This window comes from Leptolyngbya subtilissima AS-A7 (assembly GCF_039962255.1).
Taxonomy (GTDB): Bacteria; Cyanobacteriota; Cyanobacteriia; order Phormidesmidales; family Phormidesmidaceae; genus Nodosilinea.
Genome location: NZ_JAMPKY010000010.1, coordinates 40027 through 53183, shown reverse-complemented (window position 1 = coordinate 53183; position 13157 = coordinate 40027). Strand labels below are relative to the sequence as shown.

Sequence of the window (13157 nt, the reverse complement as noted above, 5' to 3'; positions counted from 1 at the left end):
CGTGTTTGTGATTTATTAAAGCTTACCGTTTTAGTTAAAAAGTTAACGGGTTAGAACGTTCCAACCTAAAACCAAATACTTCCTAATCCCGAACGAAGATTACTTAGACGCTCGAAACAGCAGATATAGGCCAATCGCCAACCCCAACAGCGTCGGCAGCCAGGCCGACATAAATGGCGACAGCGCCCCCACCTCGCCCATAGCGTTGGTAATGAACGAGAGCAGGTAGTAGCCAAAAATAATCACAATGCTGATGCCAAAGCTGGTGGCGCGGCTGGTGCGCTGGGGCAGCACCCCAATGGAGGCCCCCACCAGGCCAAACACCACGCAAACAAAGGGCAGTGCATACTTCTGCATAATGCGAATCTGCCAGCGGCGGATCATCTTTTCGTCACCGCTCTGGCGCACCAGTTCTAGTTGCTGGGTGGCCTCAGCAATGTTCATCTCAGTGTCATTTTTGGTGCGGCCTGCCAAATCTAGGGGGGTACGGGGCAGCTGCAGCTTCTGGGTTTCAAAGGTGATGATATTGCGGAAGGATCCGTCGGGAGCTACCACGTAGATAGTGCCGTTGTAGAAGGTCCAGGCGTTGCTCTCCACATCCCAGTTGGCTGACTCGGCGCTGACCACTTGGTTGAGCCCTTTCTGGGAAAAGTCAAGAATAGTCAGCCCGTGCATGGTGGTGCCGTCGAAGCGGCGGGCGTAGAACTGGCGCTTCAGCTCCTGGGCAGCAGGGTCGTCGCTGGCGGGCTGAAACTCCTGGTAAAAGATGTTGCGTTCCTGAAACGGGGGCCGCTCTGACTTCAGCGCCTGCTCTAGGGTGATGGCGGCCCGATAGTTGGCGGCGGGGGTAATCAGCTCGTTGAACACAAAGGTGAGCCCCGTCACCAGCAAGCTGAGCACCACGGCCGGGGTAATAATGCGGCGAATGCTTACCCCCACCCCCCGTAGGGCAATTAGCTCGCTGTCGCTGGAGAAACGGCTGTAGGTCATCATGGTGGCCAGCAGCGTCGACATGGGAAAGGCCAGCACGATGAACTCGGGCAGCTTGAGCAGAAAGATCTGCGCCGCCAGGGTAATGGCTAGCCCCGACTCGGTGATACGGCGAATTAGCTCAAACAGCGCCCCAATCGAAATGCCAATGGAAGAGAATGCCCCCACTCCAAACAAAAAGGGCATGGTCAGCTCTTTAGCGATGTAGCGATCCATCACCGTTAGCAGCGGGGAGCCGAGGCGCTTAAAGGTAGCAGGAGCTGAAGCCATAAGTTAACGGTAAGAGGCCTGACTCTACATTATGGGCAAAGGGGGCCAGGGATGCGTAGTACCCATTGCCCGTTGAGTTTTTGGACCAGGCAGTCGAAGGATGAGGTGGCTAAATAGCGAAGTCTTTGCCCAGGTAGTGCTCACGCACCAGGGGATTGTTGGAGAGATCGTCAGCGTTGCCCGAGGCGAGAATTTGCCCGTCGCTCATGATGTAGGCGCGATCGATAATGCGCAGGGTCTCGCGCACATTGTGATCAGTGATAAGGATACCCATGTCGCGATCGCGCAGTTTAGCCACAATCTCCTGAATCTCGTTGACAGCAATGGGGTCAACCCCAGCGAAGGGTTCATCCAAGAACAGAAAGCTGGGACCTTCGGGGCCAGAGGCTAGAGAGCGGGCCAGTTCTGTACGGCGCCGTTCTCCCCCTGACACCTGAATGCCAAGGGTGTTAGCTACTTTTTCCAGGCGAAATTCCTTGAGCAAATCTTGAAGGCGATCGCCATACTCCTCTGGGGGGACACGTGTCTGCTGCATTACCAACAAAATGTTGTCGGCTACCGACAGGTTGCGAAAAATGCTTGGTTCCTGGGCCAAGTAGCCAATGCCTAGCCTCGCTCGCTGATGCATAGGCAGGTCAGTAATATCGATCTGGTCAAGGCAAACCTTGCCTGCATCGGGTCGCTCCAGGCCAGTCGCCATATAAAAGGTTGTGGTTTTGCCTGCGCCGTTCGGCCCTAGCAGGCCAACAATTTCGCCCTGGGCTACTGACAAGCTAACCCGGTTGACCACCTGACGCTTGCCATAGGTCTTTTGAACGTTGTCAAGTACGATTTTCAAGGGCGCGCCTGGGCCAGTAGAGGTTGATTGAGCTGCATAAATTGTATCAAAGCTCTTCCCTACTCTAGGCAGCGACCCCCGACAAGCCAGTTCAAGGCACTTCGCCGAAATTGCTGGGCTGGGGGCTTTGCCAAGGCGTCCTTGAGAGCCCAGCCCTACACAACTACTGAGGGCCGGAGACAAACTTAGAAAACCTGCCTATCTTTGGCCACTCTCAACAAAAAGCTGGGCCAGATGGGCAGCCTCAAGGTCGACATTGTGCCGCTGCGCGACTTTTGCCATGCCTGATTTGCCCATCGTTTCTAGCTCTGCTGGGGAGGTATCAAGGGCAGTGCGCATAGCCTCGACCAGCGACTCCACCGATCCGGGTACGACCAGCCAGCCGTTGACGCCAGTTTCGACCAGCTCAGGAATGCCAGCGATCGAGGTAGTAATGACCGGTCGTCCTAGGGCCAAGGCCTCCATAATAACGACGGGCAAGCCTTCGGCAAAGCTGGGCAATACCAGCGCCTGAGCTTTGAGTAACTGGGCTTTGACAACTTCACTAGAAACCCACCCCGTAATTGAAACGCAGTTTTGCAATCCGTAGGCAGTAATTAACCCTTCGACCTGCGATCGCATTTCGCCATCACCCGCCAGCACAACGGTAAATCGATAGCCTGTATCGACAAGCTGCTTGACGGCCTCCAGCAGCAGCAAATGGCCCTTTTGCCCACTGAGTCGCCCCACACAGACCAGGTGGCGCTGCTCTGGAATAGGTGTAAACTCTTGGGCTAGAAAGTTTTGATCGAGTCCGCAGTGCACGACGTGGACTTTGGGCCAGTCTTCCAGGGCTGTCCAGCGGTACAGTTGGCTCTTGCCAAAGGAACTAATGGCGACGACAAAGGCAGCGCGCCTGATTTTTTCGGCTAGCGAAATCGCCCTCACTTTGTCAAACTCTTCTGGGCCATGCACCGTAAAGCTGTAGGGTGGCCCGCCTAGTACATGGCACAGCATGGCTACGGTCGTCGAGTTGGTGCCAAAGTGGGCGTGCACATGGTCGATATTGGCAGCTTCAAACCAAGCCAGCAGCACACAGGCTTCGGCCAGGTATGCCAAGTGATACAGCGGCCCCGACTCGTCCTTAAAGCCGAGCTGAAAGGCCAAGCTGAGGGCAGTTACAAACGCTATGGGTCGCTGCAGCACAACCTGGGCGATAGTGAATAGTAGCTCAGACCAGGGATGGTCTAGCACGATCTGAGTTTTGTCTAGCTCTTTGACGTCGTCTGGGTCTACCAGCTCATCAGCACAGGAGCGAATCGAAAACCTAGCTACCGTTAGCCCTTGGGTTTCAAGGGCAGCAATTTCACGGCGAATAAAACTATGGCTAACCTTAGGGTACTGATTAACCAGGTAAGCTATTTTTCTAGGCTCCTGCTCAGCAGCGTCAAGTTGAGCGATCGACATCTCTATATTTATTCCTAACGGATACGCCTTAACAATTGCAGGCAAAAATGATGTTAGCAAACGCCCTATTCTAAAGGTTAGTTGAGAATAATATGGGCCAAGCTCCTGAGGATAAAAAAATTAAGGAGCGCAAACATCACAAACCCTAAAAGTACCAGATGCGGTAGGGGGTAATGCCAAATTCTAGCTGTAGCAGCAGTCGAGGATTTTTGGTGGGTACAGTGCCCTTGTGTAGGCAGTAGGGATCTCCTGCAAAGCCTAGTCCAGCGGCACCGGTAACCACCTGAACGCGATCGCGGCCATAGGTTTGAACCAGGGTTTCGTCATCGATCGCCGCGCAGCGCTGACCCAGCCCCTGGTGGCTAAACTTTCTCGTACGGTGAGTGCCCTGCATATAGACATGGGGGCCTTCGTCCTCGCCCACTTCAGTGAGGTAAAAGAAAAATTTGATCGTTTTAAAGTCATTGATGTCACAGTGGTAAACCCGCGCTGTTTTAATTTTGTCGTCTAGGGTAGCAGGAGCCGGAAACCCCCACGCTAGCTCGCCTCGGAGGTACACCGCTGGGTGGTTGAGGTACTGACTAGCGATCGCTAAAAGGTAAGGATCATGCTTAATTTTTTGATAGGCCTGGCACGATTCATGGCTGTCTAAATAGCCAGCCACCAGCAGCGGTGTGTCCAGGTCTTTAACTATTTTGTCTTTGTTCTGAATGTAAAACGGTTGGGATGGATTGCGGTTGGCATAACAGGGCGTCGTCTTGGCAAAGGTTAACAACCCCTGCAGAATGCTGGGCTGTAGCGAAAACCCAACATAGTAGCCGTTGGTGCGAATCAGTTGTGCCACTTGGCCTGGGCTCATTAGAGGACAGGCCCCCTCCGTTGCGTGAATCACTGTCGCATCGAGCACCGCGGGGGGAAGATATCTACCGCGACGGGCAACCCACTCTCGAATTGCAATGAAACGAGCTAGCCAGCTCATTACTAAAAACTTAGGATCGCCCCAAAAGAGCCGCAGAATAGTCTTTAATTTGTTGAGCGAGCGTTGCATTAGCCTGACGGCAGAAGCTTCCGACAGAAATGGAACGCAAGGAAAGTGGGTAAGCATATCGATTAGCTCAAAGAAATACTATGCGTGACGATTCCTAGGAGTAAAGACAACTTCTAAGCGCTTACAAAAAAGCGCTAGAGCTGTCTTTAGGGACATCTACAAGCCCCTAAAACAATAAGACTTCATTAGTTTAAAAAAGTGTCAAGTCACCACAAGCTAGCCGACACTAAAGACAGATTTAGCATCAAGCTAATATCGCAATATCACGTACTCAACGGCCTAGAAACCACAAGTAATTTTTTCGGCCTGCGCAATTTCACCAGCGTTTCATTCTGGAGGAACCAACTTAGCTTGGTTAATCGTGCAGCAGTCTCTAATAATTCAGGGAACACTTAAAGCATAGCCAGTTTGAACATCAATACCGATCTGACCGATTTGGACAGAGCTACAATACGAATCTTCTACTGCGTGTGTGCATACTTATGTTAGCTAAATCGGGGGTAATAACCTGCGATCGCGCGAAAAGGCTTCTCAAACTATCCTTGATTCGTAAGAAATTGATAAAGTTTAAGGAAACAAATTTAGCTTTACGGTATTAGGCAATTGGTAATCGAAGCTAACGCTAAACAGCTTGTCGAGCGTAACATTGTGATTGTTTACGTCAAGTGGGCCAAACCCCTCACCAATCTAGATACAGCTTTTTGGTAGCAACTGATACTTCCAAAAAGCTTTTGAGAGTTAGGAAACAGCGTTTTATTGAGCCGGATTCAAAGGCTGAGCTCCATCCTCAACCGGGCTAACATCTAGCACCACCGGAGGGCGTGGGGCAGGAGGGCGATCGCCGGCCCCGCCGCTGTTTGATGTCGGTGCCGGCGGTGACTCAGGCAGAATATAAACCGCCTCAACCTGATCGTTGGGACGAGGGGTAGCCACAAAGCGATCTTCTTCGATCAGGTAAGTGACTACCTCGGCCCGCAGCGTGTTGCCCTTCTGCGTTACGACGACATTGCCGCTGAGCACAATGCGATCCTCATTGCTGAAATAGTCAGCCTGGGCCGACGTAGCCTGAATGCCGCGGGTTGGGTAATCGATCTGCACATTGCCCCGGGCGGTGATGATGCCCGTGGCTGCATTGGCTTCTTGAATGTCTGAGCGCAGGGTGATGGTGCCACCATCCTGGGCCTGGGCCGGTGCCCCACCCAACGGAGCTAAAGAACCTCCATCTAGGGCTACCGAAGCCCCAGCCACCGCTGCTACTATCCAAACCCAGCGAGACCTACGCGCCATAGCCCAATGTCCAGTTCTGTTGCGGTTCAATGCTTCCATAGCTCCCCAATCTTACTGCATCCCCCTTCTCCTCCTGCCATTCCTGGTCCACTCCCTAGCGCCGTCCACCCCTATCCCTCAGAAAAGCTGTAGCCCAGAATACCCTGCCTCACCCCCCGACTCCCTCACGCTATCCTCAAAACACTTCCACCCCAAAGCCATCATGCTCACCGCCCCGCCGACTACCCGCCCCCTCCAGTTCGCCAGCGACAACTACTCTGGCATCTGTCCTGAAGCCTTGGACTATTTGCTGCAGGCCAATCAGGGAGATGTGCCCGCCTACGGCGACGACGAATGGACTCAAAAGGCTTCGGATGCCTTTCGCAATATCTTTGAAATTGACTGCGAGGTATTTTTTGTCTTTAACGGCACGGCCGCCAACTCCTTAACCTTGGCGGCACTGTGCCAGTCGTACCACAGCGTTATCTGCCACGAGTTAGCCCATGTCGAAACCGACGAATGCGGTGCCCCTGAATTCGCCAGTAATGGCTCTAAGCTGCTGCTGGCCCAAGGCGACAACGGCAAGCTCGATCCCGCCGACGTGGAGCGGCTAATCACCAAGCGTACCGATATTCACTACCCCAAACCCAAGGTAATTAGCCTGACCCAGGCTACAGAGGTGGGCACTCTTTACACCACCGATGAGCTAGCGGCCCTCAGCGGTCTAGCGCGCCACCACGGGCTGAAGGTGCATATGGATGGGGCTCGCTTTGCTAACGCCCTAGCGGCCTCTGGCAAAACCCCGGCCGAGCTCACCTGGAAGGCTGGCGTTGACGTGCTCTGCTGCTGCGGCACCAAAAACGGCATGGGCATTGGCGAGGCGATTCTCTTTTTTGACCGTAGCTTGGCTGAAGACTTTGCCTACCGTTGCAAACAGGCTGGGCAGCTGTGCTCGAAGATGCGGTTTATCTCAGCCCCGTGGCTGGGGTTGTTGGAAACCGGCGCGTGGCTGCGCAACGCTGACCACGCCAACCACATGGCCGCTTATCTAGAGCAGCAGCTGCGGCAAATTCCCGAGGTGAAGCTTCTGTTTCCGCGTCAGGCCAACGGGGTGTTTGTGCAAATGCCTCAGCCTCTTATCGACGAACTTTACCGTCGGGGCTGGAAGTTCTACACCTTTATCGGCAGCGATGGGGCGCGGTTGATGTGTGGCTGGAATACGACTACTGAGGCGATCGATGAGCTAGCCGCAGACATTCAGGATTCAGTGCGCTTACTCCGCTAGGGCCTGCAATCGCCGGTTGGCAGCAGCCAAATCAAACCGTTCGGGGTCGAAATCGTAGCCGACTTTTTGCCAGAGAGCATCGATTTCCTCAGGATCATCGCCATCGCCCAGGCGATCGATCAGGTCAACGTAGTCCCACACGCCGTTGCAAAACTCCGGCGGGCATTGCCGCTCTCCGGCAGTGCAGTGGGGAAGGGGATGGTCGACGGGGGCGATCGCCTCTAACGTAACTTTATGCAGCCAGCCCTGGGCAGGGGCATAGTTGTAGATCAGCGCTTCGCCAGGCTGGGTGATGAGGGTAGAGAGCGATCGCTCTTCCCCAGCCTGCAAAACCTTACCCTGTCCCTTAAACACGTAGTCAGCCTCTCCTGACCACCCCATCGCCGCTGCCAACACGCGGTGGAGTTCTGCCAAGGAGGCATCGCCCCGCACAGTGACCTGTCGCCAGATGTAGGGGTCACTGTCGAGCAGTTCGACATGTAGGTGGTAGGTTTCAGCAGTCAAGTCAGTTTCCATGGTGTCCATTAGTTTCCTTGCCGCCCTCGACTCGATAATCTGTTCCCGGCCATAGGGCTTGAATCTCCTCGGCCTGGTGGCGGGCAGCGAAGCGCTCCCAGGTAATGCCGTTAACATCCACCTCGGCAGTAAATGCCTGCGCTTCGTCATCTTCCCAACCCAGATGGCGTAGCTGTCCTGGCGCTATCTCGGGGGCATGGCGAATTGAAAGATTCAGCGTCTCCGTGCGCCACAGGGCATAGGTACCCTCAATCACTAGTGCTGGACTGCATCCCAAACGAGCTGAATAATCCGCCACGGAGGCAGCAATATCACTAGATAAGAGCGCTAGGTGGAGCTTTTTCATCGCGGTCTTTTCTGACGGTCTCTCGTCAAACCTGTAAACTAGGGTCAACCTTACCACGATGATTTCTAAACCCATCCATGACCCACGCCACCGACATTCACACCCTGGCCCGCTGGATGGCGGCAGACTTTAGCAACCAGCAGCAGGCCTTCGAAAACCCGCCGCTATTTGCCCACATCCGTGTCTGCATGCGCCCCCTGCCCACCGAAACCCTAGGTGGCCTAGGGTTTTACATTGAGCAGGCCTACGACTTTATGATCCAGCAGCCCTACCGCGCCCGAGGCATGAAGCTCATCCCCCAGGGCGATCACATTTTGATTGAGAACTACACCCTCAAGGATGCCGAAGCCTTCTACGGAGCCTCTCGCGATCTCGATCAGCTCTCAAAACTCACTGCTGACCATTTTGAAAAAACCCCTGGCTGCGACATGATTGTCCACTGGACAGGCCACAGCTTTAAGGGAGCGGTTCAACCCGGCAAAGCCTGCATGGTTGAGCGCAACGGCAAGACTACCTATTTAGATAGCGAATTTGAAATCGACGCCGACCAATTCGTCAGCTGGGACCGGGGCCGCGACCCAGAAACCCACGAGCACCTGTGGGGGTCGCTGGCGGGGCCGTTTGAGTTTAAGCGGCGATCGAGCTTTGCTGAAGAAGTGAAGGAGTGATAGGAGTAGGAGGGGTAATGGAGTGATCGGGTAATGGGGTAATAGTGTTCCCATTACTCCCCACCTCCATACTCCATCACTCCCCTACTCCATTACTCCACAGCGCCAACTTTCCCCCCTGCCGCCACTGATCGCTATGATGGGGAACATCGCACCAGTGCAGCATTAGGAGTCAAGGACGTGGAGTCCAAATATATCCCCGCAGACATCGAGAAGAAGTGGCAGCAGGCTTGGGCCAAGCAAGGGCTAGATCGGGCGATCGAGAATCCCGATCAACCTAAGTTCTATGCGCTGTCGATGTTTCCGTACCCGTCGGGGAACCTGCACATGGGTCATGTGCGCAACTACACGATTACCGATGTGGTGGCGCGGGTGCGGCGCATGCAGGGCTACCGGGTGCTGCATCCCATGGGCTGGGATGCCTTTGGTCTACCAGCGGAGAATGCGGCGATCGATCGCGGCATTCACCCAGCCAAGTGGACCTACCAAAATATTGACCAGATGAGGGCGCAGCTGCAAGAACTGGGCCTTTCCTACGACTGGGAGCGCGAGGTGGCTACCTGTGCCCCCGACTACTATCGCTGGACCCAGTGGATTTTTATTCAGATGCTGCAGATGGGGCTGGCCTATCAGAAAGAGGCGGCAGTCAACTGGGACCCCATCGATCAGACGGTGCTGGCCAACGAGCAGGTAGACAGCGAGGGGAAGTCGTGGCGATCGGGGGCGATCGTCGAGAAAAAGCTGCTGCGCCAGTGGTTCCTCAAAATTACCGACTACGCCGAAGAGCTGCTGCAAGACCTGAATAAGCTGCCCGGCTGGCCTGAGCGGGTGCGCACCATGCAGGCCAACTGGATTGGTAAATCGACCGGGGCACGGGTAGTCTTCAAAAGCGAGGCGGGGGATGCCCTGCCCGTATTCACCACCCGGCCCGATACCCTGTGGGGGGCGACCTTTATGGTGCTGTCGCCCGAGCATCCACTGGTGGAGAAGCTAACTGCGCCCGATCGCGTTGCTGCCGTAGACGACTACCGCAAGGCCGCCGCCGCTAAAAGCGAGATCGATCGCACCGCCGAAGACCGCGAAAAAACCGGCGTGTGGACGGGCAGCTATGCCGTGAACCCCGTCAACGATGTCAAAATTCCCATCTGGATCGCAGACTATGTGCTGATGGGCTACGGTACCGGGGCGATTATGGCGGTGCCCGCTCATGACCAGCGCGACTTTGAGTTTGCCCGCAAGTTTGGCCTGCCCGTCAAGGTCGTGGTGCAACCGGTGGGAGAATCTCTCGACGGCAACACCATGACCGCCGCTTGGGCCGGAGAAGGCGTCATGATCAACTCCGGGCCGCTCAATGACATTCCAGCGGGCAAAGGTGAAGCCGAAAGCGTCCCAGCCGCCATTCACTGGCTCGAATCTAACGACAAAGGCCAAGGCGAAGCCAACTACCGCCTGCGCGACTGGCTGATTTCCCGCCAGCGCTACTGGGGCGTTCCGATTCCGGTGGTGCACTGCCCCGAGTGCGGCATTGTGCCGGTGCCCGACGAGCAGCTGCCGGTGACCCTACCCGAGGATGTGGAATTTTCGGGGCGGGGAGCCTCGCCCCTGGCTCAGTTAGGCGACTGGGTGAATGTGCCCTGCCCCACCTGCAACCGCCCCGCCCGGCGCGAAACCGACACCATGGACACTTTTATCGACTCGTCCTGGTACTTTTTGCGCTACACCGATGCCAAGAACCCCGAGCAGGTCTTTGCTCAAGCCCAGGCCAACGGCTGGATGCCAGTAGATCAGTACGTGGGCGGCATTGAGCATGCTATTTTGCACCTGCTTTACTCGCGGTTTATTACCAAGGTGCTGCGCGATCGCGGCCTGCTCTCCTGTGATGAACCCTTTGAGCGGCTGCTGACCCAGGGCATGGTGCAAAACACCACCTACAAAAACCCTAAGACCGGCAAATACGTCGCCCCAGAAAACGTCGCTGATCCTACGAACCCTGTGGATCCTGACACGGGCGACGCCCTGGAGGTGTTCTACGAAAAAATGTCGAAGTCGAAGTACAACGGCGTAGACCCCAAATCGGTGCTGGCCAAGTACGGGGCCGACACCGCCCGCATGTTTATTCTCTTCAAAGCCCCGCCCGAAAAAGACCTGGAGTGGGATGACGCCGATGTGGAAGGTCAGTTTCGTTTTCTCAACCGGGTTTGGCGGCTAGTCACCGAATACCTCGCCAGCGTAGGGGCGAACGGTGGTTCGTCCTCCGGGGATACAGCCGCCGATCTCTCCAAGGATGAGAAAACCCTGCGTCGCGCCATCCACACCGCCATTCAAGCGATCACTGAAGACATCGATGGCGACTACCAGTTCAACACCGCCGTTTCAGAGCTTATGAAGCTCAGCAACGCCCTCACGGATTCTGCTGCTAAGAATTCCCCTGTCTATACCGAGGGTGTGCGCGCGCTAGTGCTGCTGCTGGCCCCCTTTGCGCCCCACATGGCCGATGAACTGTGGCACCAGTTGGGTAACATCGACTCGATCCACCGCGCCCCCTGGCCTGTGTTTGACCCCACGGCCTTGGTGGTGGATGAGATCACGCTGGTCATCCAAATTATGGGCAAAACGCGCGGCACTCTAGAGGTGCCCGCCGACTCCGACAAAGCGGCGCTAGAAACCTACGCCCGCGAATCTGAGGTCGCCCAGCGCTACCTTGAAGGCAAGGAGATCAAGAAGGTGATCGTGGTGCCGGGCAAGCTAGTGAACTTTGTAGTAGCGGGGTAAAGAGCCTGTTTTACAGTTCACCTTATGCAATACAGCGGCTTTCGCTGCGTGGTGCCGTTATTTAGTTTGGTTTAGCCTCTACCATGTCACGGTGGGCTTTAGCACCAGCATCATTAGCGATCGCCATATTCCCTCAATCCTCTGGTAGGGGCTAATCGACAGCTTTCGCTGAGTTAGCATTTGTCGTGACGTATCGTTGTACTAGCCTAGTTTTTTGCTGATGCTGGTCATCGAAATATTGTATTTCTGCCGCATGGATCGCACCTTTGCTGACGTTATATAAACTCATGCAACTTTCATAAAGCCTAGGGGCACAATGAGCACAATGGCGGATGCGCCAGCTAGGTGAACTGCCCCCGTTCCACAGCCCCTTAATGTCAGACTCAGTCATTCAAGTCGAGAACCTCGGCAAGAAGTATGTCCTTGGCCAGCAGCAGGGCAGCTCTCGCTATGTAGCCTTACGCGATGTCCTTGCTGATAGAGTCAAATCTTTTAGCCGTCGCCTGCGCCATCCGCTCAAGCCCAGTGTCAAACATCAACACGACGAGTTTTGGGCGCTGAAGGATGTTTCTTTTGAGGTAAAGCAGGGCGAAGTTGTCGGCATTATTGGCCGCAATGGGGCGGGCAAGTCCACACTGCTCAAAATTCTTAGCCGCATTACCGAACCTACGACGGGGCGAGTACGCCTGCGGGGACGGGTGGCCAGTTTGTTAGAGGTGGGCACTGGGTTTCACCCTGAACTAACTGGGCGCGAGAATATTTTTCTAAACGGCGCAATTTTGGGCATGAGTCGGGTAGAAATTAATCGCAGGTTTGATGAAATCGTAGAGTTTGCAGAAGTCTCTAGGTTTTTAGACACGCCGGTTAAGCGCTATTCCAGCGGCATGTATGTTCGGCTTGCCTTTGCCGTAGCTGCCCATTTAGAACCTGAGATTTTAGTGGTTGATGAAGTGCTGGCAGTAGGCGATGCCGCTTTTCAAAAAAAGTGCTTAGGCAAAATGGGTGATGTGGCCAAGCAAGAGGGTAGGACCGTTCTCTTTGTGAGCCACAACATGACTGCAGTAGAATCTCTGTGTCAAACGGCTCTGATGCTGAGCGACGGGCAAGTGTCGTTTCGGGGCGATGCTCGTACTGCGATCGCTAAGTACGTCTCTGAGACCAATCTAGTTGCCTCAGCATACGTTGACCTCTCAACCCGCTCAAAAGAGCGGTACGGCCCAAGGCAGTATGCAACCCTAAAAAGCCTCAGTCTTCTAGATGGTGACGGCAACTGTGTCACCACGCTCCAAATGGGGCAACCGGTCAACTTTAGACTTGAGATCGACTTTAAGATGCCAAGCGACAGCTATGAGATTGGCATTGCTATCTGCAATCTGCACGGCGTTAGGCTGCACTACTTAGTTTCTAACTGGGAAGATGATCTGAATGTGACTACTTCAGGTCCATATACGATTGAGGCTTCTGTACCCTCCATTCATTTGTTTCCAGGAGAATACTTGATTAATGTCTGGGTCAAAAAGCAAGGAGAATCCTACGACGATGCCGTCCATGAGGCAACAGGATTTGCCGTTCAAGAGTCGCAAATTACCAATCGCTACGCTTATTTCGAGCGGTATTCCACCAACACGCAAGTTTATACACCTAGCCGGTGGCAAGCTTTTCAAGGCGACAATTTAGACAAGACCGTTCTTGCTCAAACCGAGCTGTAACAA

General features: G+C 54.7%; 11 protein-coding genes. 4 read left to right on the top strand and 7 right to left on the bottom strand.

Annotation, left to right across the window (positions count from 1 at the left end; translation table 11 throughout):
- Positions 1 to 99 precede the first annotated feature (99 nt).
- The 5 genes from NC979_RS20170 to NC979_RS20150 all read right to left on the bottom strand — a co-directional run bounded on the left by NC979_RS20170 (position 100) and on the right by NC979_RS20150 (position 5879).
- Complete coding sequence (locus tag NC979_RS20170) at positions 100 to 1260, bottom strand: LptF/LptG family permease (RefSeq protein ID WP_313887254.1); 1161 nt, start codon at positions 1258 to 1260, stop codon at positions 100 to 102.
- Between the two features lie 109 nt (positions 1261 to 1369).
- Complete coding sequence (lptB, locus tag NC979_RS20165) at positions 1370 to 2098, bottom strand: LPS export ABC transporter ATP-binding protein (RefSeq protein WP_190521059.1); 729 nt, start codon at positions 2096 to 2098, stop codon at positions 1370 to 1372.
- 198 nt (positions 2099 to 2296) lie between these two features.
- Positions 2297 to 3544 (bottom strand): glycosyltransferase, encoded by a 1248-nt coding sequence (locus NC979_RS20160; protein WP_190521057.1) that lies wholly within the window; start codon positions 3542 to 3544, stop codon positions 2297 to 2299.
- Positions 3545 to 3689: 145 nt separating this feature from the next.
- Positions 3690 to 4592, bottom strand: a complete 903-nt coding sequence (locus NC979_RS20155; protein ID WP_190521056.1) for a hypothetical protein — start codon at positions 4590 to 4592, stop codon at positions 3690 to 3692.
- A gap of 753 nt (positions 4593 to 5345) precedes the next feature.
- The gene (locus NC979_RS20150; RefSeq protein ID WP_190521054.1) at positions 5346 to 5879 is read right to left on the bottom strand and encodes an LptA/OstA family protein; all 534 of its coding nucleotides are present in this window, start codon (positions 5877 to 5879) and stop codon (positions 5346 to 5348) included.
- 202 nt (positions 5880 to 6081) lie between these two features.
- On the opposite strand from NC979_RS20150, the gene NC979_RS20145 reads away from it, so the two are divergent.
- Complete coding sequence (locus tag NC979_RS20145; RefSeq protein WP_190521052.1) at positions 6082 to 7143, top strand: threonine aldolase family protein; 1062 nt, start codon at positions 6082 to 6084, stop codon at positions 7141 to 7143.
- Here the strand turns inward: NC979_RS20145 and NC979_RS20140 are convergent.
- Together NC979_RS20140 and NC979_RS20135 are read right to left on the bottom strand one after the other, a co-directional pair.
- Entirely contained in the window at positions 7132 to 7668 is a 537-nt protein-coding gene (locus tag NC979_RS20140; RefSeq protein WP_206755264.1) for a plasmid pRiA4b ORF-3 family protein, read from the bottom strand. The genes NC979_RS20145 and NC979_RS20140 overlap by 12 nt on opposite strands.
- Positions 7649 to 8005 carry a VOC family protein gene (locus NC979_RS20135; RefSeq protein WP_190521048.1) on the bottom strand — a complete coding sequence of 119 codons (357 nt, stop codon included), beginning with the start codon at positions 8003 to 8005 and terminating at the stop codon, positions 7649 to 7651. The genes NC979_RS20140 and NC979_RS20135 overlap by 20 nt, the downstream gene beginning before the upstream one ends.
- 77 nt (positions 8006 to 8082) lie before the next feature.
- Here NC979_RS20135 and NC979_RS20130 point away from each other — a divergent pair, with 77 nt between their 5' ends.
- From NC979_RS20130 to NC979_RS20120, 3 genes are all read left to right on the top strand, one after another.
- Positions 8083 to 8673, top strand: coding sequence for a chromophore lyase CpcT/CpeT (locus NC979_RS20130; RefSeq protein ID WP_190521046.1), 591 nt, complete (start codon positions 8083 to 8085; stop codon positions 8671 to 8673).
- A gap of 180 nt (positions 8674 to 8853) precedes the next feature.
- A complete protein-coding gene (gene leuS, locus NC979_RS20125; protein ID WP_190521044.1) occupies positions 8854 to 11445 on the top strand; it encodes a leucine--tRNA ligase in 2592 nt (863 codons plus the stop codon).
- 374 nt (positions 11446 to 11819) lie between these two features.
- Positions 11820 to 13154 (top strand): ABC transporter ATP-binding protein, encoded by a 1335-nt coding sequence (locus NC979_RS20120; RefSeq protein ID WP_190521042.1) that lies wholly within the window; start codon positions 11820 to 11822, stop codon positions 13152 to 13154.
- Positions 13155 to 13157: the final 3 nt, after the last annotated feature.